Source organism: Treponema primitia (genome assembly GCF_046533075.1).
GTDB lineage: Bacteria > Spirochaetota > Spirochaetia > Treponematales > Breznakiellaceae > Termitinema > Termitinema primitia_B.
The window spans coordinates 20662-46070 of record NZ_JAJQRB010000024.1 but is presented as its reverse complement, the minus strand read 5'-3'; the positions used below and the strand labels follow the sequence as shown (position 1 = coordinate 46070).

Annotated in this window: 24 protein-coding genes; 16 read left to right on the top strand and 8 right to left on the bottom strand. The window is 50.3% G+C overall.

What is annotated here, in order from left to right; all coding sequences use genetic code 11:
• Positions 1 to 36: 36 nt before the first annotated feature.
• Positions 37 to 1404: an amino-acid N-acetyltransferase gene (gene argA, locus LQZ19_RS04840; protein WP_411046528.1), complete on the top strand. Its 1368-nt coding sequence runs from the start codon at positions 37 to 39 to the stop codon at positions 1402 to 1404.
• Between the two features lie 30 nt (positions 1405 to 1434).
• Here argA and LQZ19_RS04835 read toward each other — a convergent pair whose 3' ends face one another.
• The 5 genes from LQZ19_RS04835 to LQZ19_RS04815 all read right to left on the bottom strand — a co-directional run bounded on the left by LQZ19_RS04835 (position 1435) and on the right by LQZ19_RS04815 (position 7745).
• A complete protein-coding gene (locus tag LQZ19_RS04835) occupies positions 1435 to 2391 on the bottom strand; it encodes a substrate-binding domain-containing protein (RefSeq protein WP_411046527.1) in 957 nt (318 codons plus the stop codon).
• A gap of 81 nt (positions 2392 to 2472) precedes the next feature.
• The gene (locus LQZ19_RS04830) at positions 2473 to 3450 is read right to left on the bottom strand and encodes an ABC transporter permease (RefSeq protein WP_411046526.1); all 978 of its coding nucleotides are present in this window, start codon (positions 3448 to 3450) and stop codon (positions 2473 to 2475) included.
• A gap of 9 nt (positions 3451 to 3459) precedes the next feature.
• On the bottom strand, positions 3460 to 4974 hold the full coding sequence (locus tag LQZ19_RS04825; RefSeq protein WP_411046525.1) for a sugar ABC transporter ATP-binding protein: 1515 nt from the start codon (positions 4972 to 4974) through the stop codon (positions 3460 to 3462).
• A gap of 162 nt (positions 4975 to 5136) precedes the next feature.
• Positions 5137 to 6639 carry a xylulokinase gene (gene xylB, locus LQZ19_RS04820; RefSeq protein ID WP_411046524.1) on the bottom strand — a complete coding sequence of 501 codons (1503 nt, stop codon included), beginning with the start codon at positions 6637 to 6639 and terminating at the stop codon, positions 5137 to 5139.
• A gap of 11 nt (positions 6640 to 6650) precedes the next feature.
• Positions 6651 to 7745, bottom strand: a complete 1095-nt coding sequence (locus LQZ19_RS04815; RefSeq protein ID WP_411046523.1) for an NlpC/P60 family protein — start codon at positions 7743 to 7745, stop codon at positions 6651 to 6653.
• Positions 7746 to 7819: 74 nt separating this feature from the next.
• Between LQZ19_RS04815 and LQZ19_RS04810 the strand changes: the two genes are divergently transcribed.
• From LQZ19_RS04810 to LQZ19_RS04800, 3 genes are read left to right on the top strand one after another with little or no spacing between them, the layout of a single operon-like run.
• Complete coding sequence (locus LQZ19_RS04810) at positions 7820 to 8914, top strand: 6-phosphofructokinase (RefSeq protein ID WP_411046548.1); 1095 nt, start codon at positions 7820 to 7822, stop codon at positions 8912 to 8914.
• A gap of 1 nt (position 8915) precedes the next feature.
• The gene (locus LQZ19_RS04805) at positions 8916 to 9776 is read left to right on the top strand and encodes a GNAT family N-acetyltransferase (protein ID WP_411046522.1); all 861 of its coding nucleotides are present in this window, start codon (positions 8916 to 8918) and stop codon (positions 9774 to 9776) included.
• Positions 9777 to 9826: 50 nt separating this feature from the next.
• Positions 9827 to 10549 (top strand): DbpA RNA binding domain-containing protein, encoded by a 723-nt coding sequence (locus tag LQZ19_RS04800; RefSeq protein ID WP_411046521.1) that lies wholly within the window; start codon positions 9827 to 9829, stop codon positions 10547 to 10549.
• Positions 10550 to 10559: 10 nt separating this feature from the next.
• Here the strand turns inward: LQZ19_RS04800 and LQZ19_RS04795 are convergent, their stop codons facing one another.
• On the bottom strand, positions 10560 to 11717 hold the full coding sequence (locus tag LQZ19_RS04795; RefSeq protein WP_411046520.1) for a hypothetical protein: 1158 nt from the start codon (positions 11715 to 11717) through the stop codon (positions 10560 to 10562).
• Between the two features lie 29 nt (positions 11718 to 11746).
• Between LQZ19_RS04795 and LQZ19_RS04790 the strand changes: the two genes are divergently transcribed.
• Positions 11747 to 12385 (top strand): MBL fold metallo-hydrolase, encoded by a 639-nt coding sequence (locus LQZ19_RS04790; protein WP_411046519.1) that lies wholly within the window; start codon positions 11747 to 11749, stop codon positions 12383 to 12385.
• Between the two features lie 511 nt (positions 12386 to 12896).
• Here the strand turns inward: LQZ19_RS04790 and LQZ19_RS04785 are convergent.
• Complete coding sequence (locus tag LQZ19_RS04785; RefSeq protein WP_411046518.1) at positions 12897 to 14570, bottom strand: Na/Pi cotransporter family protein; 1674 nt, start codon at positions 14568 to 14570, stop codon at positions 12897 to 12899.
• A gap of 102 nt (positions 14571 to 14672) precedes the next feature.
• Here LQZ19_RS04785 and LQZ19_RS04780 point away from each other — a divergent pair, with 102 nt between their 5' ends.
• Positions 14673 to 15671 (top strand): tryptophan--tRNA ligase, encoded by a 999-nt coding sequence (locus LQZ19_RS04780; RefSeq protein WP_411046517.1) that lies wholly within the window; start codon positions 14673 to 14675, stop codon positions 15669 to 15671.
• Positions 15672 to 15674: 3 nt separating this feature from the next.
• Positions 15675 to 18362 (top strand): CHASE2 domain-containing protein, encoded by a 2688-nt coding sequence (locus LQZ19_RS04775; RefSeq protein ID WP_411046516.1) that lies wholly within the window; start codon positions 15675 to 15677, stop codon positions 18360 to 18362.
• Positions 18363 to 18364: 2 nt separating this feature from the next.
• On the opposite strand, the gene LQZ19_RS04770 is transcribed toward LQZ19_RS04775, so the two are convergent.
• A complete protein-coding gene (locus LQZ19_RS04770) occupies positions 18365 to 18775 on the bottom strand; it encodes a hypothetical protein (RefSeq protein ID WP_411046515.1) in 411 nt (136 codons plus the stop codon).
• Between the two features lie 299 nt (positions 18776 to 19074).
• On the opposite strand from LQZ19_RS04770, the gene LQZ19_RS04765 reads away from it, so the two are divergent.
• The 9 genes from LQZ19_RS04765 to LQZ19_RS04725 all read left to right on the top strand — a co-directional run bounded on the left by LQZ19_RS04765 (position 19075) and on the right by LQZ19_RS04725 (position 25343).
• Complete coding sequence (locus LQZ19_RS04765) at positions 19075 to 19368, top strand: helix-turn-helix domain-containing protein (RefSeq protein WP_411046514.1); 294 nt, start codon at positions 19075 to 19077, stop codon at positions 19366 to 19368.
• Positions 19369 to 19492: 124 nt separating this feature from the next.
• On the top strand, positions 19493 to 20959 hold the full coding sequence (locus LQZ19_RS04760; RefSeq protein WP_411046513.1) for a type I restriction-modification system subunit M: 1467 nt from the start codon (positions 19493 to 19495) through the stop codon (positions 20957 to 20959).
• Complete coding sequence (locus LQZ19_RS04755) at positions 20956 to 21180, top strand: DUF3791 domain-containing protein (protein ID WP_411046512.1); 225 nt, start codon at positions 20956 to 20958, stop codon at positions 21178 to 21180. Before LQZ19_RS04760 ends, LQZ19_RS04755 begins: the two co-directional genes overlap by 4 nt.
• Positions 21177 to 21659 (top strand): DUF3990 domain-containing protein, encoded by a 483-nt coding sequence (locus tag LQZ19_RS04750; protein ID WP_411046511.1) that lies wholly within the window; start codon positions 21177 to 21179, stop codon positions 21657 to 21659. Before LQZ19_RS04755 ends, LQZ19_RS04750 begins: the two co-directional genes overlap by 4 nt.
• The gene (locus LQZ19_RS04745; RefSeq protein ID WP_411046510.1) at positions 21656 to 21907 is read left to right on the top strand and encodes a hypothetical protein; all 252 of its coding nucleotides are present in this window, start codon (positions 21656 to 21658) and stop codon (positions 21905 to 21907) included. Before LQZ19_RS04750 ends, LQZ19_RS04745 begins: the two co-directional genes overlap by 4 nt.
• A 16-nt stretch (positions 21908 to 21923) precedes the next feature.
• Positions 21924 to 22532 carry a restriction endonuclease subunit S gene (locus LQZ19_RS04740; protein ID WP_411046509.1) on the top strand — a complete coding sequence of 203 codons (609 nt, stop codon included), beginning with the start codon at positions 21924 to 21926 and terminating at the stop codon, positions 22530 to 22532.
• Positions 22514 to 23635: a restriction endonuclease subunit S gene (locus tag LQZ19_RS04735; RefSeq protein ID WP_411046508.1), complete on the top strand. Its 1122-nt coding sequence runs from the start codon at positions 22514 to 22516 to the stop codon at positions 23633 to 23635. Before LQZ19_RS04740 ends, LQZ19_RS04735 begins: the two co-directional genes overlap by 19 nt.
• Before the next feature lie 57 nt (positions 23636 to 23692).
• Positions 23693 to 24685: a site-specific tyrosine recombinase/integron integrase gene (gene xerA / locus LQZ19_RS04730; protein ID WP_411046507.1), complete on the top strand. Its 993-nt coding sequence runs from the start codon at positions 23693 to 23695 to the stop codon at positions 24683 to 24685.
• Positions 24686 to 24707: 22 nt separating this feature from the next.
• The gene (locus tag LQZ19_RS04725; RefSeq protein ID WP_411046506.1) at positions 24708 to 25343 is read left to right on the top strand and encodes a restriction endonuclease subunit S; all 636 of its coding nucleotides are present in this window, start codon (positions 24708 to 24710) and stop codon (positions 25341 to 25343) included.
• Positions 25344 to 25409 lie beyond the last annotated feature (66 nt).

Here is a 25409-nt window from a genome sequence, read left to right as displayed (position 1 = left end):
CTTTCAGGAATTTTACTTTTAGTATTAAATAAGATCATGGATAATACCGAATCGGCATGGTCCCAGGTGGACCTTATCAGGGAAGCATTTCATTATCAGAGCCGCTTTGAAAGTTCTACCATGGTTTTCAAGATCGACTATCCCGTTACGGAAGACCCGGGCTTCCCCTATTTGATGAAGGATCTGGCCCTATTGGCCCAGACAGGGTTCCGGGTGGTAATTGTTCCCGGAGCCAAGGAATGGATCGACTCGGTGCTCCTGGAATACGGAATCGTATCAAAATATTCAGGCAGTACACGGATTACCACGGCTGCGGCGATTCCCTTCGTGGAGATGGCGGCCTTCCATGTGGCCACCCAGGTTATGACCGGCCTTGCGGCGGGGAGTGCCGTGGCGCCCGGCGATAAGATCAGCCGGGTTGACGCGGTAATTGGCAACTTTGTTCGTGCCAGGGGGCTTGGGGTAGAAGGCGGCATTGATATGGAACAAACCGGCAGGGTGGACCGTATCCTCACCGACCCCATAAGCCGGGTCCTGAACCTGGGGATGGTCCCCATACTCCCCTGTATAGGCTGGAGCCCCGCAGGAAAGCCCTACAACGTGTCCAGCGACGAAATTGCTCTGGCTGCCTCCACCGCCCTGGGGGCGATAAAGCTCTTCATTGTCACCCTGGATCAGGGGATCCGGGCGCCGGTCTATGCCTTCCCGGAAAACATCCAGCTTGGGGAAAATGGCCGCATCGTCCGGCTCACCCCCCAGGAAGCGGAGACCGTTCTTGAGATGAACCTCTCCTTCGGCGCCGGGAATAAGCCCCTGGATGAACTACGGCTGGCCCTTCAGGCTTCAAAGGCCGGGGTTGAACGGGTCCATATCATCGACGTCCGGGAAGAGGGGGCCGTGCTCCGGGAACTTTTCTCTAACCTCGGAGCGGGGACTATGATCTACGCCGACGATTACGAATCTATTCGGCCCTTAAAGAACCGGGATATTCCGGACATACTCCGGCTCATGGAACCCCTGATGCAGAAGGGGGTTCTGGTGCGGCGGCGTCCCGAGGATATTCAGGAAAAGAAAGACGACTATGCGGTTTTTGAGATTGACGATTCGGTCCACGCCTGCGGCGCCCTCCACGACTGGGGCGAATTGCAGGGCGAAATTGCCGCCCTTACCACGGACCCCGCCTACGCCGACATGGGCTTGGGACGGCGCATTGTCCGCTATCTCATCGACAGGGCTAAAAAGCAGGGCCTTCGCCGGGTCTTTATCCTCACCACCCGTACCCAGGATTGGTTTGAACTCCTGGGCTTCAAGGAATGTCCTATTGACAGTCTTCCCGAAAAGAAACGGCGAAACTATGACAAAAACAGGAATAGCAAAGTCTTTGCACTTGAACTTAGCCGGTGATAACCCGCCATGCGGCCCCGCTTTTCAACCCTATTTCTGGTACCGATCTACGTTGTCCTTGGTAATAAGAACAAAGTCAACCATGGTCCTTTTCGGTATACTCTGGCCCTGGATAAGCTGTTTTAACAGATCAAGCGCCTTGGTAACCTGTCCAACACCGTCCTGGTAGATAGTGGCCTGAAGTTCGCCGTTCTTGACCATACTGAGAGGTCCGGGATTTCCGTCAACACCAACAGCCACAATATCCTTGCGTCCGGCGGCGTTCATAACATTCTGGGCAGCGGATGACATATCGTCATTGTCGCAAATGAGCGCATTGAGCTGGGCGCCGTACTTTGTCCGCCAATCTTCGGCAAACCGCGCCGCTTTTTCCCCTTGCCATTCACCGCTCTGTTCATCAAGCAGCTTCCAGTTAGAATCCTTGTCCAGGATATTATGCATACCGGTACCGCGGTCAAGCTGGGCGGAATTACCGATGGGGCCCTGAATGTGCCCGTATCCGCCGCCGTTGGGGAACCTGGACTGCACAAATTTGGCCATCATTTCACCGGCCTGTACATCGTCTGAACCCACATAGGCGGTAGCCAGGGCATCAGTATTGGTGGTGGTGGAATTGACCACTATAACAGGAACATTCCGCTCCTTGGCTTTATCAAGAACAGGAGCGCTTCCGGCCGCTTCTGCGGGCAGGAAAATAATAAAGTTACACCCTTGAGTCAGGGCTGTATCCATCAGGGAAACCTGGGTTACAGGGTCGGTTAACCCGTCATAGAAGTGCCAATCACTGATGATCCCTTCTTTTTTATAAGCGTCCAAAATGCTCTTGGCAGCGGTATTAATAGGATAATGGAAAGTGTCGGTGGAATTCTTAGCGATATACCCAACAACTATCTTCCCACTTGATTCCTGCGGTGTTTGCTTGCGGCAGCCGGTTGCAAAACCCAGTACCATAACCAATGTGGTTATTACCATCAAAGCTTTTCTCATTTCAATAATCCTCCAAAAAATATTTCTTAATCCACATACGTAGAATAAGTATCACTTTACCACTAAAAGAACCGGGGTATTTTAATGCTTTCTATTTAGTATCATATCCAGCAAAACCGCCCCGATGATCAAAAGTCCCTTCATAATAGTCTGCCAATAGGTACTGATACCGATCAGATTCATGCCGTTATAAATGAGTCCGATGATGATGATGCCAATCACCGTACCCGGTATGGTGGCGACCCCGCCGGCAAATGAGGTTCCCCCGATAACACAGGCGGCGATAGCATCGGTTTCATACCCAACGCCGATATTCGGCTGGGCTGCGTTGATACGGCTGGTCATAATAATGCCGGCGATCCCGCAGCAGAAGCCGGAAATGACATAGGTCTTTATCTGAGTCCATGGTACATTCACTCCGGACGCGGTGGCGGCGTTAATATTGCCCCCAACTGCGTAAATATACCGGCCCAGTTTTGTGTTGTGCAGGATGATATACGCCACGATGATTACCCCCAACAAAATGAGGACCGGGTATGGAATAAGGCCTAAAAAACGTTCCGTACCGATTTTTTTAAACTGGTCGTTCACCAAAGAGTGGGAATACCCTCCGCTTACAAGGTATGCCATACCGCGGATCACCAACTGAGTCGCCAGGGTAACCACAAAAGGGAACATCTTAAACTTGGCTACCAGAAAGCCGTTCATGAACCCGAAAAAAGTTGTCGCCGCCAGAGACGAAAGAACGGCAAGGAAGATGTTCCCGGTGCTCAATAATACCATACCCACAATAGAGCTGGTCAGCGCAAGCAGGGAGCCAATCGACAGATCGATTCCCCCGGCGGTCATCACAAAAACCATGCCCAGGGCAAGAATTCCATTGATAGAGACTTGCAGCAAAATACTCAACACGTTACCGCTGGTCCTGAAAGCGGGGGAAACTATGGACAACCCCACAATCATAATCAACATAACCATACCAATGCCGTATCTCCTGGTAAAGAGATTAAACTCTGTTTGATCCATCCCCAAAATTTTTTTACCCGCAGGCGCTGCCATTTTATTCTCCTATTGCCCGAATTCTTTTGCTAAAATTACTTCCTGAGTAACCGCTCCGCTCAGGATATCTTTCCGCGCTACTTCACCATTGGTACTGCCTTCATGGAATATGATGATACGATCGCTCATCCCCATAACCTCCGGCAATTCCGAGGAAATCATGATAATCGCCATGCCCTCCGCCGCGAATTGGCTCATCAGGGCATGGATTTCAGATTTTGCCCCCACATCAACCCCACGGGTCGGTTCGTCCAGGATCAGCACCTTGGGCTTGGCCATAATCCATTTGGCAAGAACCACCTTTTGCTGATTCCCCCCGCTGAGGGAGTAGGCTTCGGATTCCATGCTTGCCGCTTTAACGGTAAGGGATTTTGCGGCTTCCCGGGTTTCGTTGGTTTCACGTTTTTTGTTTATAAAAATCTTCCTCTGTTTGTTCTCTAAGTTGGGCAGCGAGATATTTTCCCGCAAGGAACGGCTCAGGCAGAGGCCGAAGAGCTTACGATCCTCGTTGACCATACAGATACCGCTTCTGATGGCGTCCGTAGGTTTCCTGATGATTATCTCTTTCCCATCCAGATATAGCTTACCCTTCGTCACGGGGTCGAGACCGAAGATTCCCCGCATGGTCTCGCTTCGTCCGGAACCGACCAGGCCGGAAAAACCCAATATCTCCCCCGCATGGACCGTAAAACTGATATCCCGGAATCCCTTCCCGGAAAGCCCTTCAACCTTAAATACCGCATCGCCAATGGGGCACTCTACCTTTGGGAAAACGTTTTTCAAGGTCCTGCCGACCATTTTTGAAATCAGCTCATCCTTTGTAACATCCTTCACAAAACTGGTATCAACATACTTCCCATCTCTAAAAACAGTAACCCTGTCACAGATTTCAAAAATCTCTTCCATACGGTGGGATATATATATAACTGAAACACCCTGGGCTTTTAAATTACGAATCGTTTGAAACAGCCGGTCGGTTTCCTCGCTGTCAAGCGAAGAAGTAGGTTCATCCATGATGATAAGCCGGGTATTACAGGAAACCGCCTTGATTATCTCGATCATCTGCATCTGCGCCAAGGTAAGATCTTCCATCAACATCCTGGGGTTTATGTTAAAGTTAAAACTTTCAAGAATCGATACGGCTTTTTTGTCCGTTTCCTTTTTGTTAAGGAACCCCGTCTTCCAGTACGTGTCTTCCCGGTTAAGAAAAATACTCTCCGCCACCGACAGATAGGGCTCCGGATTCAGTTCCTGATGGATCATCGAAATCCCGCAACTGATAGCTTCCGCAGGTCCCCGTGCGCTATAGGGCTTCCCCTCAAAGGTCATGACGCCCATATCGGCCTTATACAAGCCGATAATAATTTTCATCAGAGTCGATTTTCCTGCGCCGTTTTCCCCCAGAAGGGCGTGTACCTCTCCCTTATCAACCTTCAACCGGACATCTTCAAGGGCCTGTGTACCGCCGAAGGCTTTTGAAATGCTCTGACACTCAAATATGCAGTTACTTTGCTGGACTTCCATACGGCCTGTACCTCTCCGGTTCAGTAATTGATGTTTAAATTACATTCTACTGTGTATATACCAACGCTGTCAAGGATTTTTGCCTTATGTCCGGCGGCAAGCAGATCGTCCGCCGGATCCTTACCCTCACCACCCGTACCCGGTCAGATAAAATCCGTTGGATTAGCGCCGCCCAAGTTCAGTAAGACTTTGTATTGTCTTTTGGCTTCCGGTGTATGCATCTTTAAACAAGCGATAGTATTGCTGATATATGCCATGGTTTTCCGGGTTTGGAGTATAAATCCTGTCTTTATACCGGACAAAGGCAGCGCAGGCTTCTTCAATGGAACTAAAAACACCGGAACCAAGGCCGGCCATAGCCGCAGCGCCTATACAGGCCTGTTCTTCCGATACCGTTGTTTTTAACGGAATGTTATAGATATCCGCCTGCATTTGCAGCCAAACCGGGCTCCGCGCCCCTCCGCCTGAGGCGATCAACTCCCCTGCCTGTAAGCCCAGGTCACCGCAAACTTCGATACATTGCATCAGCGCATAGGTAACCCCCTCCATAACCGCCCGGGCCATGTGAGTTCCCGAGGTATTCAGGTTAAGTCCCATGAACATACCGCTTATATTGGGGTTTACATGGGGGGTTCTTTCGCCGTTTAGGTAGGGTAAAAAAAGGAGGCCGCCGCTGCCGGGATGTAGTTTTTCTATTTCCCCATCCAAGGCACGATAATCCCCCGGAGGGAGGATGTTCCTGAACCATTTGAAGGCCAGGCCGGCGCTCATGGTTGCCCCCATGGTTATCCAGGCTCCGCTCCGGTAGGCACAGAAGGTGTTGGTAGATAAGCCGGGATTCCGGATCGGCCGGTCACTTTGGAAGCAAACCTGGCCGCTGGTTCCGATGTTCACCGTAGCCTGGCCGGGCCGTATCGCTCCGTTTCCAACGGCCTGCATGACCTGATCCGCGCCGCCGTTAACAACCACCGTCCCTTCCCAAAGGCCCGTGGCTTCCGCAGCCTTTTTGCTTACCCTTCCGGCGACATGATCCGAAGCGGAACATTCGGGGAAAAATTCCGGGGGAATATCCAGGGCGTTCAGCACTTCCTTAGACCAGCAGTTATGCTGTATGTCATAGGCGAGGGTGCCCGATGCGTCTGAGTAATCGGTACTCAGTTCCCCGCAGAGCATCATTTTCAAAAAATCCTTCGGCAAAAAAGCATACCGTACCCGGCCGTACAGTTCGGGCTCATTGTCCCGTACCCATACCAGGGAAGTTAAAAGAAAGCCCGTATATACCGGATTCAGCTGGGAATCCCTGAGATGTTTTTCTGTAAAGATCCGGTTAATTTTCTGTACCTCTACGCCGGACCGGGCATCGCAATGCAGTATGGCAGGGCGGATTACATTCCTATCCTTATCAAGAAGCACGGCGCCGTGCATCTGCCCGGAAAAACTTATCCCCCGTATTTCAGAAGCGGGGGCGTTCAAACGGGAAAGGGCGTCCCGGATACATTCACAACAGGCGGACCACCAAACTTCTGTTTTCTGTTCCGCATATCCGTTAACCGGTGAATCAAATTGATACGCCTTGGAACTTTCCGCTTGTATAACACCCTTCGTGTCAATGATGATCACCTTCAGGCTTGAGGTGCCTAAATCAATACCCATTAAAAATGCCATGGATCTGCTCCTTAACGCCGGTTAATTTTCTGTATAGCCCCGGCCAATGCCCGCAGCCGTACCACCCGTCCTCCGCCAAAGGCCCGGTAACGCTCGCCGTCATCGGAGAAGGCGGAGGCCTGTTCGCCGGGGAATGGGGGGTACCGGGACTGGGTCCAAACCAGGGAAGGGTCGGAGAGACTTACTTCCGGGTGGGTGGGGTTAAAGTAGATAAGGGATTCGTGGACCCCCCGTTCCGCCAGGGGCGCCTCGTCGGTGCTTTGGAGGTAGCGGACTACCCCTTCGCGGAGATCCACCGATTGGATCACCGCAGAATGGACCATGCCTCCGTTGGAGCCCCGGAAAAGGAGGACATCCGCCGGCTGTATGTTCCGGATTTCATCATTGACGGAAATTATTTCCCGGCTCCGGGAATTGAAGAACCATGTTCCCACATAGTAGGAAACATCACTACCTCTGGCGCCTATGGCCCGGCGCAGGGTCCGGCCCAGGTCTACGCCGCCTTTTTTGGCCACCAGGGAAAGGGTATGCCAGACAAAGCCGGAACAGTCCATGCCTGTCCAGCCTATACAGTAGAGGTAATTGTATACATCGGTTTCGCTGATGCCCCCGCCGGACACAAGTACGTAGGGGCGATGGGGCAAGCCCCGATAGGCTCCGGCCTTCATCCGGGCTATGTCGAAGAGGTCCCGGGAATTGGTCCAGGTCCGGGTGGGGATATCGAGGATCATCACCTTTTCTCTGCCATCCCCCAGGGTTTCCATATAGCTCTGAAAATCATCGCTGTCCAGGGTTTCGGTAATGTTTTGCCAGAGATATGCGGGGTCCGCCTTACCGCCTCCCAGGAACTCCCATGACTGTTCCGACAGCTGATCCCGCTCGTTGTTCTGGGCAAAGGGCATACGGAGGTTCATCACCTTACCATCCAGGATGTAGGTCTTGAAACATTGGCGGTAGGCTTCCTCGATTACCCCCTCAACGCCGCTTCCCCAAATCCGGGCGGGATCGGAAAAAGCCGCCAGGTTCCGTTCGGTTTCCTCATCGGGATGTAAAGCGGGGATAATCAGGAGATATAGGGCATATAAAAAAACTATCCTTCTTCCCATTTCAGCCTTATCTTAACTATAATACTAAATATATCGACCGATTTATGTATGAATACAAGGGGGCTCTGGTTACCATGGGACAAAGCGCAACAAAAACTTTCGGGATTCTTACCGCCGGCGGGGATTGCCCGGGCTTAAACGCCGCTATCCGGGGGGTGTGCCGCGCCGCCCATGACCGGTATAACATGACCGCCGTGGGTATCGCCAACGGCTTCCGGGGACTTATCGACGAAGACTGGAGGATACTCCGACCGGTGGACTTTATGGGGATACTCACCAGGGGAGGGACCATCCTGGGGACCAGCCGGGAAAAGCCCTTCAAAGCCCGGTCCAGGGAATACAACAACGATATCGGGGAAGATAAGGTGGCGACGATTAAGGAAAACTACCGGTCGCTCAAGCTGGACTGCCTGGTGGTCCTTGGGGGAAACGGTACCAATACCACGGGGTACCTCCTCGCCCGGGAAGGGCTGAACGTTCTGGGGCTCCCCAAGACCATCGACAACGATATCATAGGGACCGACCGGACCTTCGGTTTCCACTCCGCCCTGTCCATCGCCACGGAAGCCATAGACCGGCTCCATTCCACCGCCCAGAGCCACAGCCGGGTGATGATCATCGAGCTGATGGGACATAAGGCGGGCTGGCTGTCCCTCTACGCGGGGGTGGCCGGCGGGGGTGACATCATCCTGATCCCGGAAATTCCCTACGATATTAAAGTTATTGCCCGGCATCTGGAAAAGCGGACAGCGAGCGGCAGGAGTTTTTCCATTGTGGTGGTAGCCGAAGGCGCCCTGTCGGTGGAGGAAGCGCGGATGGAAAAGAAGGAACGGAAGAAGTACCGGGAACAAACCGTTTCCCCCTCCATAGCCTACAGGCTGGCCCGGGAAATTGAGGCCGAAACGGGGCTGGAAACCCGGGCCACGGTCCTGGGCTATACCCAGCGGGGCGGCATACCCAGCGCATCGGACCGGGTTCTGGCTACCAGCCTGGGTACCGAGGCGGCGAATCTTCTGGCCCGGGGGGAATACGGCAAAATGGTCGCCCTGCAGGGAGATGCCATCGGCGCAGTGGATCTCAGCATCCCCGCGGGAAAGGTTAAGACCGTACCGGCGGATCATTATATGGTAGATACGGCTATGGCCGTGGGAACCTGTATGGGGGTATAAAATGCGGTTTGAACTTACCGAAGCATTGATCGATGATATTGTCTTCACCATGGAAAATCAGGAATGGATTTCTTACCTGGATACCCGGGAGGGAATGGTGGTTTCCGAAGAAGACACTGATCCGGAGGATGATGACGGCGACCGGTACATAGACCTTCCCGACTGGGATTCTTCTGATGGTTTCAACCTGATGGAACAGTTTGCCGCCGGGTTTAAAAACAAGGTGATCCGAACTAAACTCAGTGCCGCCCTGAACCGGGGAAGGGGGGTATTCCGGGCCTTTAAGGATACCCTCTCTGAACATCCGGAGGCGGAAAAGCTCTGGTATGCCTACAAAGACCGGGAGATGAAACGGGCGGTGATCCGCTGGTACAATATCCTGCGGGAAGAGTGGGGCTTGGAAAGTATTGGCGAAGAACCGGAGGAAACCGAAGATCTGGTTCAGGAAGATTTTCGGTTCCGGGAGCCTGTGCCGGAGGATGCGGAAAGAGCGGCGGAACTGCACAAACTTTGCCTTGATGAATGTCCTCCCCCCTCAGGCGCAATCCCCCGTTGGTCCTTCCCGGGGCAACTTGCCCTGGTTGCCGAAACCGGCGGCGGGGATTTCGCCGCCTATGTCGGCGGGGCGGTTACGGGAAAAAGCCTGGAAATTACCGCCCTGGAAGTCCTCCCCGAATACCGCGGCCTGGGTATTGGGGAAGCCCTGCTCGGTCGGCTCGTGGATATGGCGGAGACCAGCGGGGTATCGGAAATTCTCATCGATGTTCCCCAGGGCGCCGAAGGTTTTTCCCGGGTACTGCTCCGTGAATCCTTTACGCCCGTCCGGACCAAATACTGCAAAAAAATATTGCATATTGAGTAAATTTTATTTATATGTCATGCTGAGATAGATTTTAATAATAGGATGCATGAATGTCCGCAATAAATGATGAAAGAGTTAAAAACCGTCTTGATGAAATTTTAAAAAATATTCAGACCGAGGCGGACCCCCAATTACTCAATCAATACCGTTCTCTTATCCGGAAGAAGGTTTCCTTTTTCCAGCGTTCCTACTTGGCTGCCTATCTTCTGATGCTTCAGGATCAGACGGGCGGCGGCCGCTCCCGTGACACGCAACGAAGTTCCCCGCGCAGATCCGGCGGCGGCGAGTCGTCCCCCCGGGCCAAGCCGAACAATACCCGCAGTAATGAGCCAAGCGAGGTGACAGAGCAAAATCGCCAGCCCTTACCGTTGGCCCTGCCGGAGGATGAGTCCACCCGGCTGTTTATCAGCGTAGGCCGGAATCGCCGGGTTTTCCCCCGGGAGATCCTGGGGCTCATCGGTACAAAAACATCGGTCTCCAAGGATGATATCGGAATCATCAATATCCTGAACAACTATTCCTTTGTTCAGGTCCGCAGTTCTGCGGCGGAGGAGATAATTGAAGCCCTGAACGGCGTTAATTTCCGTGGCAGGACACTTGCGGTAAACTACGCCAGAAGCCGGAAAGAAGAAGACGGAGACAGCTCAGCAGACCCGACTGGGCCATTGGAAAGACTGCCCGGGGACGACGGCAGCGATACCGATTCCTACTCCGACTTCGATAATAGTTCCGCTGCGGATTCCGAGACTGGCGCTGATTCCGAAGAAGTCTGATCCGGGCAGCTTACTGCAACAGGTAGAAGATCATGGTGATAAAAAGAATATTCATCGCCATCCCTATTACAACGAATAAACCTCCGGCTATCTCCAGGATATAGGCGCTTTGGGTGTAGCGTTTGGCCAGAATCTCCGGTTCCCCCGGTATGGCGCCAAAGGCTGCACAGGGGTCCCGGGGTCTAACCGGAACCCCATCAGGAAGTGCGCCAAAAACATACCAGCCTTCACCTTTCCGGGGCCTCTGCTCCGGAATGAGCAGAGGAGGAGAACCCTCTCCGGCGGGAAGCTCCTCATACCAGACCGCTCCATAACTTTCGCCATTGGGAAGAATTCCCGTTGGAAAATATTTAAGGGGTAGTCTGGCTAAATCCCGGTAGGCCCGGAAAATACGAGCCCGCCACCAAAGCCGCCGGTACAGCACCGTGAGCAATACCCCTGGCGGCAACAGAGGCAGCAGGGGCGCAAAAAGGGCGATAACCGCGGTGATTACGGTTAAGCGGAAGGCCGGCCGGGGGAGAAAGGCTGCGGCAATGGAAATCTGGGAAAATGCATTAAGGATGAATCCGTAGGGGGTAATACGGTTCCAGTACTCATTCCGGTGCCGCCCCGCCCGGATTGCCCGGGTAGCAAGGGTATAATCCGGACCATCATAAAAAATAACCAGTAACGGATGCTCCTTGGTAGAAACAAAGGTCCACCGGTCTTCCAGGCGGGTAAGGAGCCCTCCCACAAAAACCTTTGCCCCCTCGGTGAGGGTGGAAATCCGGTCCCAGCGTATCCGTTCCGGAGACTCTTCCCCGGGATCAAATGGCCCCAGGGATTCACCCCCCTCGGGCATGGGAAGCATGTAGGTATGAGCCCCATCCAGGGCAATGGGAATAGTCAGAGTATCACTGCGTATCCAAAGGGTTTGGCTGTCCGGCGGGGAAGCCCGGCCTTTACGGGTCTCGGCGGTGGAGCCGGTGAGGGATTCAAAACCACCGGTAAACCGGTAAAGGCCCCCCTCCGGGGGGGTATTCTGGCAGGCGGCGTAATCCAGCACAGGCTGCAGGCACAGTTCGTCAAACCGGCTTCGGAAAATACGCCAGGAGCGGCGTATTAAAAAGGCCCCTGCCACCGGAACCAAACCGCACCAGAGAAAGACCATGGCAATGATTACTAGCAAATCGGTGATACGCAGGGTATTATACCTCCATGATCGATTCTATTGTGGTGGGCTCCATTGCAACCAACTGTTGGATCTACTCCCGAAACGCCGAATGCACGGTTATTGATCCCGGAGCGGACCCCAATGTCATCATTTCCCGGCTTAAGCGGCACAATCTGCAACCCCGGTATATTCTACTTACCCACGGCCATTTTGACCATATCGCCGCCCTACCCGACCTTGTAGCGGCCTTTAAGGACGCCCCCCCGGTCATTGCCATCCACCGGGAGGATAGCAAGTATCTAGGTCCCGATGCCTACGAAGTCCACCGGGAAAGTTTTTCCGCGGCTGCCGGGAACGCCGCCTATGTGGACGCCCTCTGGAAAGACATGCCGGCAGCGACAGAACTCCTTTCCGAAGGCAGCGTCATCGGCCCCTTTATAACCCTGCACCTCCCGGGCCATACCCAAGGTTCCGTAGGCTTCTACGACGAAAAAGCAAAGGTCCTTTTTAGCGGCGACACCCTGTTCCGGGGCAACTGCGGCCGCACGGATCTCCCCGGCGGCAGCTGGCCCGAGCTCCAACAAAGCCTCCGCCGCCTATCAACCATGGACAAAGCCATTACCGTCTACCCCGGCCACGGCCCAACCACAACCATTGGCGATGAAGCCGGAAACACGTACTAATCGCCTATACGGGCAGGGGGAGGGGAGTGCCGGGTCGAGCACGCTTGTAGAGTCTGCTTCCGCAGCCCCGCTACGCGGGTCTACTACAGCAGGGAATTCCAAATGTGCTCGTCCCGGCACTCCCCTCCCCCTGCCCGCCGGTGTTTATTATATGTTTCCTGCATCATCTAACATCGCCAAACGAAGTGGGGGGTGAAGCTCCTCCATTCCGTTCGGTATACCACGCTTTCCCGCTAACCAAAAGCACAGCAGTATTTGTGTGTTTCCCCACGCAATTTAGCAAACGGAATAAAACCCCAACGTTTCGTACAGCGCAATTGGGTAAACGAAGTGAAACCCCTCACGAACCGGCGCCGGTGGGGCGGGGAATCCACAGCGTGGGATATTTGGAATTCCCTGCTGTAGTAGACCCGCGCAGCGGGGCTGCGGAAGCAGACTCTACAAGCATCCCACGCTGGGGATTCCCCGCCCCACCGGCGTTTTTTCGAATAACTTGGTTTCTCTTCGTTCCTTAGCTCCGCATCAAAGACTCCGCGATATTATAACAATAATCCCCCACCTTTTCTATACGCCGTACCACATCGATAAACAGTAATTCTGTTTTAACATCCTCCCCGGCTTCTATCCGTTTACGGCCAAGCTTCCGGAGCTTATCCCGGGATTTATCAACGGCGTTTTCCAGCTGTTCCGCAAAGACCGCCTGTTCCTCAGTAATGCTGCGGCCCACATGGCCCTTAACAAAGCTGAGAAAATCTTCCACTTGGGCCACATAGGGGGCCAGGGCTTCCATTTCTTTATTTTTAAAACGCAGGTTCTTTTTTACGCTCCGGTCCAGGAGGAGGCTGACACTGTAACAATCGTCGGTCATATCCTCCAGATCGGAGATAATGCGCAGCAATTGGTAAACCTTTTCTTCCGACTGGTGGCTTAGCTGCTGGCGGGTACACTCCAGAAGGAACCGGGTCAACTCTACCCGCATCTCATCGGCATACTCTTCCTTGTCCTTCATCTCCGTAACCAGAGCATCCACGGCCGCCGTCTTATCACCCTCTTCCCGGAAACCGGACAGGACTTTGCTTACCCCGGCGAACATGGAGGAGGCAAGGCCCGTCATGTCCCGTATCTCCTTTTCCGCCCGTATGATGTTCAGATCCGGAGTACTGCGGACCGAGTGCTGGTACTCCAGCCGGTAGGGCTTCGGCATCCCCTGCTTTCCGTCCTTGTCTTTAATGAGGAAAGAAACCAGGGCAGCAAACTGATGTACAAAGGGAAGAAAAACCAGGGTACCTAAAATATTGAAGACCGTATGGAACATAGCCAGATGGGTGGCTATGCCTGCCCCCTCGGGAGAACCCGGAACCAGAAAGTTCACCAATAAAACAAGGGGCCTAAAGAAGATAAGGGCAATAATACTTCCCACCACATTGAAAAGCACATGAACCAGGGCGGTTTGTTTTGCCGCAGTCTTGGTCCCAATGGCAGCCATGATGGCGTCAATGGTGGTACCGATATTGGCGCCGAGAATCATGGCTGCGGAGATCTCAAAATTGATAACCTCTCTAAAGGCCAGGGTAATAACCAGGGTGATGGTAGCTGCGGAGGAGTGCATCAGCAGGGTAACCGCCGTACCAATAGCCATCCCAATGATCACCGAAAGGAAACCCAGGTCGGAGATTTTCCGGATAAACTCCATAGATTCGGGGTTCACCGCGGGCAGTGCATTGGTGAGGAACTGGAGCCCAAGAAAAAGAAATCCGAAGCCCAGGAAAGCTCCCCCCAGATCCTGGTACTTCCACTTGGCGGCCCCCATAAAAAAACCGATGCCAATCGCCGGCAGGGCAAGGGCGGAAATATCGATCTGAAAACCGATAAGGGACACAATCCAGGCGGTGGTGGTGGTACCGATATTGGCCCCCATGATCACCCCAATGGCCTGGGTAAGGGTAAGGAGACCGGCGTTCACGAAGGATACCAGCATAACTGAAACCGCCGAAGAGGACTGGACCAGGGCAGTTACCGCCATGCCGGTCAATACCCCGACAAACCGGTTTTTTGTCATAAAGTTCAGGACCCGCTGCATCCGGTCGCCGGCGGCTTGCTGAACCCCGTCGCTCATCACCTTCATCCCATAGAGGAAAAGACAGAGTCCGCCGATTATCCTGAATACAATCCTGATATAATCCATAACAGCGAGTATACAAAGCTTCGTTTTTTTTTGAAACCCCGGCCCAGGACCGGCATTTCCGGCCCCTATACGAAAAGGCCGTTTTCCGGTACATTACGGGTAATGAAAAAGATAGCCCTGACTGGTATTAAGCCTACAGGAATATTACACATAGGGAACTATTTCGGCGCCATCAAGCCGGCTCTGGAATTAGCCGACGACTACGATGCCCGGTACTTTATCGCCGATTACCACGCTTTAAATACCGTAAAAAACCCGGCGGAATTGTCCGCCCTTATCCGGCAGGTTGCCGCGGGCTGGCTTGCAGCCGGGCTGGACCCGGAAAAGGTTATCTTTTACCGCCAGAGTTCCGTCCCGGAAACCTTCGAACTTACCACCGCGCTCATGGCCTTTACCAGCAAGGGCCTTATGAACCGGGCTCACGCTTATAAAGCTGCGGTCCAGGACAATACCGAAAAAAACGACGACCCCGATGCGGGGATCAACATGGGGCTTTTTACCTACCCGGTGCTCATGGCGGCGGATATCATCCTTTTTGATTCCGATGTGGTTCCCGTGGGGAAAGATCAGGTCCAGCACGTAGAAATGGCCCAGGATATCGCCCAGGCGATAAACTTTAACTATAAAGCTGAGATCCTCAAAGTACCCCAGGCAGCGGTGCAGGAGTCGGTAGCGGTAGTACCCGGACTGGACGGCCGGAAGATGAGCAAAAGCTACGGCAATACCATTCCCCTATTTGCTCCGGAAAAGGAGCTCCGCAAACTTATCATGCGGATCGTTACTAATTCCCAGGCGGTGGAGGAACCTAAGGATCCGGAAGTCAGCCAGATATACCTGTTGTACAAGCTCTTCGCCTCGGCGGAGGAGCAGCAAAGTCTGGGAGCCCGCTATCGGGCGGGAGGCATGGGCTGGGGGGAGGCCAAGGAAGAGCTGTTCAGGGTGGTGAACCGGGAACTTACGCCAATTAGGAACCGGTTCAACGAAATTATGTCGAACCCCAAGGGCCTGGACGAAACCCTGGCGCAGGGCGCGGAAAAAGCCCGGGCTATTGCCTCAAACACCGTCACCCGACTCCGAAAAGCCATCGGTATTGATCTGTAAGCTATGTTGAAAAAATACGCCTTCATCCTGGTTCCGGTCATAGCAACGCTCCTTTGTTCCCTCATCTTCTTTACTTCCCTGGATAACAGGGTCTTCGACCTTTTCCTGGGTACAGTCCCCAGCCTGACCGAAGACGATTCAATCCTCATCATTACCGTGGATGACGACGCCATCGCCAATGTGGGGATTTTCCCCTGGACTCGGGATATTCTGGCGGATGCCATAGTGTTTCTCCGGGAAATGGGAGCCGACACAGTTGCATTCGACTTAAGCTACCTGGACCGGAGTCCCATGCGGATCGATCCGGAGTATGTGCAAAACACTCTGCCGGGTATTCTGGACAATGAATTCCTGAGCATCAACACTTCTGTGGCACAGGTCCTGGACGCCTTTTCCACAGGATCTCTGCGATCATCGGATCTGGAGGAATATAAGGAACAGCTTTTTGAGCATAACCAATCGGCCCGGAATACTATCGGCGAGGCCGTATCTTACGTAAGCCGGGATGTGGATGAATACTTCGCCCGGAGCCTTGCTTTTTTTGGGAAAGCCTATCTGACCCTGACCCTGACCCCCGATTCATCTCCCGTTGGCGGCACAGAAAATCTGCTCTACCTGAAAGACCGGATTGCCTTAAAAAACATCCGTGCCGCCGGGGATACCCTGACCCCTAATGAGGCGGGGATCATCCCCCCAATTGCGCCTCTTTTAAACAGCGCAGGGGGTGCAGGTTTTGTAAACGCCCTGCCCGACAAGGACGGTTACCGGAGGCGGATACATTTAGTACAGAAACATGGAGATACCTATTACGGCCATCTCGCCCTGGTTGCACTGAGGGGAATGATAGGCAATCCGGAAATCATAGTTACCAATACTGCGATAACCCTTAAAGACGCCGATATTCGGGGAACAATTCGGGATATCAGGATACCCCGATCCAGGGACGGTACGGTCCTGGTCAAGTGGCCTAAAAAACCCTTCGCAGACTACAAAATCCTGTCTTCCTGGCAGCTCATCCGGTATAAGCAGCTGGAAGAAGAGTTTGTTCAGAACCTCCGGGTGATGGAATCATCGGGGTTCTTTTACTATTTAGGGGACACCATCAACCCACTGGATGCCTATACCAAGGCCCTGCATATTCGGGAAGAATCCACCCCTGGGCAGGGCAGCTTTGAGATTTACCAGCAAGTCCGGCATGAATATATTGAAGCTGCGGAAACCTTTCTTAAGGGCCCCGCAGAAACACTCATCCTGGAGGATGTGGCAGGGAACGGAGACTTAGAAAATTTCGTCAGCGCCCTCTTTGTTGCAAGCCGGGAACAGTTTGATACCCTCTTGGATATACGAAGAACGGTAAGTAAAAAGGTTCAGCGGGGCCTTTCGATTATCGGGGTTAACGCCACCTCCATGACCGATAACGGGATAATTGCTTTTGAGGAACGTTTCCCCAATGTGGGGATCTATGCGGCGGTGGCTAACATGATCCTCGCCGGAGAATTCTTGGACGATATCCCCTACATTGTATCCCTGCTCATCGCCTTAACCTTGTCCCTGGGCTTAGGGATACTGATCCACCGGCTGGATGTAGGTAAATCCATTGCGGCGGGCATCCTCGCCATGGCCCTAAGCGCCGTTTTCTTTCTCCTGTTCTTTATTATCACTAAACGCTACTTAGGGGTGGCGGTTCCCTTCATCTCCGTAACCCTTACCTTTCTTAGTCTTTCGGCAATCAACTTCTTCTCCACCGTACGGGAAAAATCCTTCCTCCGTTCCGCCTTTTCCCGGTATCTTGCTCCGCAGGTGATTGAGGAGATCCTCCTGGACCCGTCTAAACTAAACCTGGGCGGGGAAGAACGGAAAATGACAGCCCTCTTTACGGATATCCAGGGCTTTTCCACCATTTCCGAATACCTCAGTCCGGTGGATCTGGTAAGCCTCCTCAATATCTACCTTACCAATATGAGCAATATCATCCTGGAAAACCGGGGAACGGTAGATAAATATGAGGGAGACGCCATCATCGCCTTCTTCGGCGCGCCGGTTCATATGGAAGAACACGCTGCCCTGGCCTGCCGTACGGCTATTCAGATAAAAAAAGCCGAAACCCGGTTGAACCAACAAATCCTGGACGAGGGTACAAGCCCCCTCCTGCCTTTTACCAGGCTTGTATTGGATAAAACCCTGAATTCCCCGCCCCTATTTACCCGCATTGGGATCAATACCGGGGATATGATTGTGGGAAATATGGGAACCCCCGACAAGATGAATTACACCATCATGGGCCACTCGGTAAACCTTGCGGCCCGGCTGGAGGGGGTAAACAAACAGTTCAATACGGGCGGCATTCTAATAAGCGAATATACCAAAAAGGAAATAGGGGATAAATTTGTTACCCGGCGCCTAGATCGGGTCCGGGTAGTGGGGATCAATAGCGCCGTACAGCTTTACGAACTCCTGGAAGAACAAGAGCAAGCTCCGACAAAGTTGATGGATTTTGTACAAAACTGGGAAAAAGCCCTGTTATTATACGAAAACCGGCAATTTTTCGAGGCAAAAAATTTATTCAAGACATTAACGGAGGAAGCGCCTGATGATCCGGTGGCGCAACTCTATCTGGATTGGTCTGAGCAGTACTTTAACAGCCCCCCTGGCCCGGATTGGGACAGGGTGTACACGCTAACCCAGAAGTAGCGCTATTCAGCCCAATCCAGGTCGCCGGCCGCATCGCTGGCCCGGGTAGACGAGGTGGAGATATTGGAAGTCCCCGAAGCCGCTACGGACACATTAGAATTAACCACGTTGCCCCCCACAGAAATTTTTGCCGTACCGCCGCCAAGGAAGCTTTCCAGAGTACCCTGCCGTGCGGCAGCGCGAATGATCTCTTCTTTATCCCCACTTTTAACAACCAGTACGGAATTAATCCCGATTTTTACCGTTGTAGAGGGACTCAGGGTGTCCCCAACCGAAACCGCTACCCATTGCCCGGAAGCCCCAAGCTTATCCACCTTTCCGGTGATATTCTGGACCGCATAGTTATCTGCGCCAAATACAAAACCCGCAAAAAGTGCGCCCAAGAGCACACTAAAGACCAGTACCTTTTTCATAAAAACCTCCTACCCTCCAAATGTCAGAGCGGTATATTGATTATAGTACCACAAATTAACTTAAAATCCAATGTTTTTCAAAAATTTAGCATGATTTATTTTTTTGCGTTGATACCTATTACCATCAGTTTTCAGGAAAATCAAGCGTAAACCTATTTTTCTGCCACTCCGGCAGAAAAATAGGTTTGCCGGTGTGAGGATTTTAGGCGATTGCGCCTTGACGTCTTAATAACTTAAAAGTATATTTGGGGTATGTTTGAGCTTATCTTTTACAAGGATAAGAACAGCAAAGAGCGAAAATGATGGGTGAACAAGATAAAATTAGTCCTATCGGCAGCAACTGGGAGGATGTCAGGGAAGAGCTTTTTCCCCCTGAAGAAATCGTGGAAAGCAATTTACGGGTAGCCATCACCGGCGAACTGATAAAAGCGCGGCAAGAGAAGGGCTTAACACAGAAACAGCTTGAGGAACTCAGCGGGGTAAGCCAACCGGTTATTGCCCGCATGGAAAGGGGAAACAATCCCCAACTGGATACGGTTCTTAAAGTTTTAGCTCCCTTGGGTAAAACCTTAAGCGTTGTTCCTTTACCGTAGTGAAATAAATGATGAGACAGCAGCCTATAACATTGTGGCAGATATATTTGAAGACCGGGCCGGAGACTCAGATGACATGTTGCATGAACGTAAGATTCACAATCCGGCAAGAGGTTAGCAGCAGATGATAACAGGCGTGATTAAAAACAAGGTTGATAAAATCTGGACCGATATTTGGGCCGGGGGCATAACCAACCCCATAACCGTCATCGAGCAGCTTACCTATCTCATGTTCATCCGTTCCCTGGACGAGAAGGAGCTGGAGAACGAGCAGTTTGAAAACACCGCCAAGCTAAAGATGGACAAAATCTTCCCCCAGACCAAAGAAGGCCAGTCCATGCGTTGGAGCAAGTTCAAGGAACAGGACCCCCGTGAAATCTTCGACATCATCTCCCAACGGGTCTTCCCCTTTATTAAAAAATTACAGGGTAAAGAGGAAACCGCCTTCTCCCGCTATATGGAAGATGCCATGTTTCTTATCCCCACCCCCCAGGTGCTGCAAAAAATCGTCACCGGCCTTGATGATCTTTATCAGAATGACCTCGCTGGTCTGGACATGCAGGGCGATCTCTATGAGTATATGCTGGGCAAACTTTCAACCGCCGGTCAGAATGGTCAGTTCCGTACCCCCAAGCATATCCGCGAAATGATGGTCCAATTAACCGCGCCCACCCCCGATGATTTAATATGCGATCCCGCCTGCGGAACCGCCGGTTTTTTGGTATCCGCTGCGGAATATATCCGTGGCCAGTATGAATCGAAGATGACCCCCGAGCAATGGGACTTGTTCGCCGGTGACATGTTTACCGGTTTTGATACCGATCATACCATGCTCCGCCTATCAGCCATGAACCTTATGCTCCACTCCATCACCCACCCGCAAGTGGAATATAAGGACTCAGTCTCAAAGCAAAATAAGATCGCCGGTATATACGATATCGTACTCGCTAATCCGCCATTTAAGGGAACCGTGGATGAGGAAAGTATCAATGATAATCTAAAGGCGGTGACCAACACCAAGAAAACAGAGCTTCTGTTTATCGCCCTGTTCCTTAGGCTGCTGAAAAAAGGCGGACGCTGCGCCTGCATCGTACCCGATGGCGTTTTGTTTGGCTCCTCCAACGCCCACGCCGCGCTCCGCAAGGAACTTGTGGAAAACCATCAGCTTTGGGGGGTAATCTCCATGCCCTCCGGCGTGTTCAAACCCTATGCCGGGGTTTCGACCGCCGTACTAGTGTTTACCAAAACAGGCGCAGGCGGCACCGATAAAGTTTGGTTCTACGATATGCAGGCCGATGGTTTCTCCCTGGACGATAAGCGCAGCAGCATAAACGATAACGACATACCGGACATAGTCAACCGTTTCCGCGCACTTGATAAAGAAAGCAAGCGGAAACGCACTGACAAGTCCTTCCTGGTGCCTAAGCAGGAAATTGTGGTTAACGGATACGATCTGAGCATCAACAAATACAAAAAGACGATTACAAAAGCGGTTGAATACCCGCCTACAAGCGAAATTATGGCAGGTTTGTTTGACTTGGAAAAAAACATAACCAAGGGACTAAAAGAGTTGGAGGCGATGCTGAAATGACTCATTGCGCAGAAAAAGAAATGGATTTTTGTATTTTTCTAATCCACAAACTTGCAGAATTCTGGGGTAAATCCACACCGGAGACCTACAAAATAATTTCGGACTCAAATATTCTGGATGGGTATATTATCCCCTGTTTCGATGCGTTACACACCCTCGGCGCTGAATATTTGGTCGAAGATGTGACTGAATTCGTCCGTGAAAAGGGTATAGCACTATGAAAGTGTATCACGGGTCATCAGCCGTGGTAAAAAATCCTGACGTACAGTTTTCTAGGGAAAATCTTGATTTTGGAAAAGGTTTCTATGTAACTTCATACCAGGAACAAGCAGAAAATTGGGCGAAACGAAAGGCACTGCGGAAAGGAACATCGCCTATTGTAAGTGCGTATACCTTAAAAGAAGATTTTGACGGGTTTCAGGTTCTGCGATTTACGCAGGATAATAAGGCTTGGATTGACTTTGTCTGTGCATGTAGAAGCGGTAAAGATATATACCGGAACTATGATATTATCATTGGAAGTGTGGCAAATGACAAAGTGTATACCGCAGTCGATATGTATTATCGGGGAATATGGGATATTGATCGAACGCTTGCTGAAATAAAATATTATAAAATGAATGATCAATACTGCCTCATTACGCAGCAATTCATTGATGCAAAATTGTTGTTTATTGATTCTTATGAGGTTCCCCTATGAACGATACCCATCCCCAGCAGGCCGATTTGGAGAGCCTTCGTAAAGAGTTCCTTGAAAAAGACATTATTGCAATTATTGCCAACAAAGTAGGGATTGATGTCAGGAAAGCGATGGATATTTATTTTCACAGTAGCCTTTCTGTCCAGATTGACAATGGTGTATATGGCATTCAGTATCTTGATGCGCAGCATCTCGCGGATGATCTGATGGAAAACGAGAGCGAATTGTTTGCGAAATCGGTAGGCTGAAATGAGTAAATGGAGGATGGCACAAATCCCTGACATTGCTTTCTTTCAGGAAGGCCCGGGTGTTCGAAATACACAGTACACCAATACTGGTGTTAAATTGCTTAATGTTGCGAATCTACAAGATGGTGTGGTCGATTTATCTACATCCGAACGGTACATATCTTCAGAAGAAGCCTATGGGAAATATAAACACTTTTTGGTAGATGCGGGAGATTTAATTATTGCAAGTTCGGGCATTAAGGTAGAGTATTTTGAAAAAAAGATGGGTTTCGTCAACCAGTCTCAGTTACCTCTCTGTATGAATACCAGTACAATTCGTTTCAAAACACTCGATCCCGCAATCTTGAATATGAAATATTTTATGTATTACTTAAAGACGGACCTTTTCAAACGGCAATTGGAATCGCAAATTACAGGTTCAGCGCAGTTGAATTTTGGACCAAGCCACTTAAAAAAAATGTGCATTCCTCTTCCACCGATTTCCATTCAACTCGAAATCGCCGCCGTGCTCGACAAAGTAACTTCTCTTATTGCCCAGCGTAAACAACAGCTTGCACAGCTAGATCTACTGGTCAAATCCCGGTTTGTCGCCAAGGGTCAAAGCAGATGGATGGTGGCGGTATGAAAGACGATGTAGGGTTTAACGAAGTATTCTTTGATTGTACAAAATATGGTAAAAAAATACCTAAGGAAAATTATCTAGTAACTGGTAAATATCCTATAGTTGATCAAGGACAAACCATAATTGCCGGTTATACGGATGATCCGGAGGGAATATTTAACGACATACCTGCAATAGTATTCGGAGATCATACCCGAGTGATCAAGTACGTTGACAAACCATTTTTCTTAGGTGCAGATGGTGTGAAATTGTTGAAAAGTAATCGAAGTGATGTATGGTATAAATACTTATTCTATGCCCTTACCGCTGCACATATTCCAAACACTGGCTATAATAGGCATTTTAAATGGCTTAAAGAATTAATAATTCCAATCCCTTCTCTTGAAAAACAGCAGGAAATAACAACAATTCTTGATAAAGTCACAGAGCTGATAGCTATGAGAACGCAACAGCTTAGTGAATTGAATTTGATGGTCAAGTCCCGGTTTATTGAGATGTTTGGCAACCCGGCAAGTAACCCGATGGGGTGGGATAAACGACCGCTTGCTGAGTATATTACATATGCAAATAATGGGATAGCAAGGCGCGGAAATGACAAAAATGGTAGTATTGTTTTGCGCTTGGTTGAGTTACAAAGTGGTTTTATAGATTACAGTCAACCTAATAGAATTATCTTAACAGTTGCTGAGCAATCGCGTTACTTATTGAAACATAATGATTTCCTATTTGCTAGGGTAAATGGGAATCCATCATATGTTGGGAGAAGCTCTGTTTTTCACGATATCGGCGTACCCGTCTATCACAATGACCATATTATCAGAGTTCATTTATCAGAAGCTGATTTGAATGGTGTTTTTGTTAGCAACCTTTTGAACAGTGATTATGGTATACAAGAGATGAAAAGCAAAATAAAAACATCCGCTGGACAATATACAATCAGCCAAGATGGCATATCTGCTATTCTTGTTATTAGCCCCCCTCTCCCCCTCCAAAACGAATTCGCCGCCTTCGTCCAGCAAGTCGACAAATCGAAATTTGAAATACAAAAGGGGTTAAAACAGATGGAAATTCAGTATAATGCCCTCATGCAGCAATATTTCGGTTAACAATCATTTTCCTTCAATGGCGGTATGCCAAGTATAATCACGTAAAGGAGAATGAAAATGAAAGAAGCTCTTATCATCGAAATCGAACAAGGTATGATCGCGGCATTGGACAATGCCCAAATGGAACACTTGCATAAAGTCCTAATCCATTGTTTGTACAACGTCACCGTAACAAAAAACACCGATAATCCGGTGCAAGAGGACCAGCCGAATGAGGTTATGCTTGAATCATTTCTCGCTTCCAAGCGTGTGGAAGGATGTTCCGAGAAATCCCTAAAGTATTACCGTTCTACCATACAAAATATGCTGAATTCTGCCAATAAAACAGTCAAACACATGACTACCGATGATTTACGGCAGTATCTTGCGGACTACCAGAGCAAAAACCGTGCCGGAAAAGTAACCCTTGATAATATCCGGCGTATTCTGTCCAGTTTCTTTTCTTGGCTGGAGGATGAAAACCATATTCTCAAAAGCCCGGTACGGCGTATCCATAAGATCAAGGCGGGACAGACCGTCAAAGAAACGTACTCAGATGAAGCATTGGAATCAATGCGCGATAACTGTGCTTCAATTCGAGATTTAGCGATTATTGACCTGTTGGCTTCTACCGGGATGCGTGTTGGCGAAATGGTGAAACTAAACCGGGATGATATTGATTTTGCAAACCGTGAGTGCGTTGTCCTTGGTAAAGGCGAAAAAGAGCGGCCGGTGTATTTTGATGCAAGAGCGAAAATACATTTACAAAACTATCTTAACAGCCGACCTGATGATAATTCAGCCCTATTCGTTTCATTGATAAAACCATATAACCGGCTCGAAATTAGCGGTGTGGAGATAAGGCTTCGAAAGCTGGGAAAGCAATTAAATATCCCAAAAGTACACCCACACAAATTCCGGCGTACCTTGGCCACAAGGGCAATTGATAAAGGAATGCCAATTGAACAGGTTCAGCAGCTTTTAGGACATCAGAAAATTGATACCACCCTGCAATATGCGATGGTAAGCCAAAATAATGTAAAGCTGTCGCACCGAAAGTATATCGGTTGATCTCAAATCCCGGTTTGTCGAGATGTTTGGGGAAGGGATAGGTTCGAATACTCACAAAACACCGCTTTCTTCTTTGGGGGATATTGTTTCAGGAGTCACAAAAGGGCGTAAAATTAACGAACTCGATATTCTAGAAATCCCTTATATGAGAGTAGCAAACGTGAAAGACGGGTATATGGATTTATCCGAGATTAAGACTATTCCTGCAACAAACAATGAAATCCAATTATATCACTTGGAATATGGAGATGTATTATTAACAGAAGGTGGCGATCCGGATAAATTAGGCAGGGGGGCAATATGGTTCGGGGAAATTAATCTTTGCATACATCAGAACCACATTTTTCGTGTAAGATTAAATAAAGATCAAATCAATTATCAGTATTTTTCATTGTATTTACAAGAGGCTTTTACAAAGCAATATTTTTTAAAAGCCGCTAAACAGACGACAGGCATTGCCAGTATAAACATGACTCAATTGAAGGCTTTGCCGGTATTTGTCCCCCCTCTCCCCCTTCAAAACGCCTTCGCCGCCTTCGTCCAGCAAGTCGACAAATCGAAATTTTCTGATCGGAAATGGATGGAAATCCTCGTTTCTTATACAACTGCTGGCCAATTTTACCGCAAATGTATAAAAGCTATACATTTGACTGGGTAAAAATGACTCATTTTTTGGAATATTTGGGCGATTTTCAGTAGTTGGTTCTTTAACCAAGGCAAAAAA

Bases quoted from the DNA above. Each gene is read 5' to 3' on its own strand.
- LQZ19_RS04785 (WP_411046518.1), bottom strand. From the start codon at position 14,570: ATGGATTATATCAGGATTGTATTCAGGATAATCGGCGGACTCTGTCTT.
- LQZ19_RS04725 (WP_411046506.1), top strand. From the start codon at position 24,708: ATGTTTGGGGAAGGGATAGGTTCGAATACTCACAAAACACCGCTTTCT.
- LQZ19_RS04815 (WP_411046523.1), bottom strand. From the start codon at position 7,745: ATGGGAAGAAGGATAGTTTTTTTATATGCCCTATATCTCCTGATTATC.
- LQZ19_RS04830 (WP_411046526.1), bottom strand. From the start codon at position 3,450: ATGGCAGCGCCTGCGGGTAAAAAAATTTTGGGGATGGATCAAACAGAG.
- LQZ19_RS04750 (WP_411046511.1), top strand. From the start codon at position 21,177: ATGAAAGTGTATCACGGGTCATCAGCCGTGGTAAAAAATCCTGACGTA.
- LQZ19_RS04805 (WP_411046522.1), top strand. From the start codon at position 8,916: ATGCGGTTTGAACTTACCGAAGCATTGATCGATGATATTGTCTTCACC.
- LQZ19_RS04740 (WP_411046509.1), top strand. From the start codon at position 21,924: ATGGCACAAATCCCTGACATTGCTTTCTTTCAGGAAGGCCCGGGTGTT.
- argA (WP_411046528.1), top strand. From the start codon at position 37: ATGGATAATACCGAATCGGCATGGTCCCAGGTGGACCTTATCAGGGAA.
- LQZ19_RS04755 (WP_411046512.1), top strand. From the start codon at position 20,956: ATGACTCATTGCGCAGAAAAAGAAATGGATTTTTGTATTTTTCTAATC.
- LQZ19_RS04790 (WP_411046519.1), top strand. From the start codon at position 11,747: ATGATCGATTCTATTGTGGTGGGCTCCATTGCAACCAACTGTTGGATC.
- LQZ19_RS04735 (WP_411046508.1), top strand. From the start codon at position 22,514: ATGGATGGTGGCGGTATGAAAGACGATGTAGGGTTTAACGAAGTATTC.
- LQZ19_RS04765 (WP_411046514.1), top strand. From the start codon at position 19,075: ATGATGGGTGAACAAGATAAAATTAGTCCTATCGGCAGCAACTGGGAG.
- LQZ19_RS04825 (WP_411046525.1), bottom strand. From the start codon at position 4,974: ATGGAAGTCCAGCAAAGTAACTGCATATTTGAGTGTCAGAGCATTTCA.
- LQZ19_RS04780 (WP_411046517.1), top strand. From the start codon at position 14,673: ATGAAAAAGATAGCCCTGACTGGTATTAAGCCTACAGGAATATTACAC.
- xylB (WP_411046524.1), bottom strand. From the start codon at position 6,639: ATGGCATTTTTAATGGGTATTGATTTAGGCACCTCAAGCCTGAAGGTG.
- LQZ19_RS04770 (WP_411046515.1), bottom strand. From the start codon at position 18,775: ATGAAAAAGGTACTGGTCTTTAGTGTGCTCTTGGGCGCACTTTTTGCG.
- LQZ19_RS04775 (WP_411046516.1), top strand. From the start codon at position 15,675: ATGTTGAAAAAATACGCCTTCATCCTGGTTCCGGTCATAGCAACGCTC.
- LQZ19_RS04745 (WP_411046510.1), top strand. From the start codon at position 21,656: ATGAACGATACCCATCCCCAGCAGGCCGATTTGGAGAGCCTTCGTAAA.
- LQZ19_RS04800 (WP_411046521.1), top strand. From the start codon at position 9,827: ATGTCCGCAATAAATGATGAAAGAGTTAAAAACCGTCTTGATGAAATT.
- LQZ19_RS04810 (WP_411046548.1), top strand. From the start codon at position 7,820: ATGGGACAAAGCGCAACAAAAACTTTCGGGATTCTTACCGCCGGCGGG.
- LQZ19_RS04760 (WP_411046513.1), top strand. From the start codon at position 19,493: ATGATAACAGGCGTGATTAAAAACAAGGTTGATAAAATCTGGACCGAT.
- LQZ19_RS04835 (WP_411046527.1), bottom strand. From the start codon at position 2,391: ATGAGAAAAGCTTTGATGGTAATAACCACATTGGTTATGGTACTGGGT.
- xerA (WP_411046507.1), top strand. From the start codon at position 23,693: ATGAAAGAAGCTCTTATCATCGAAATCGAACAAGGTATGATCGCGGCA.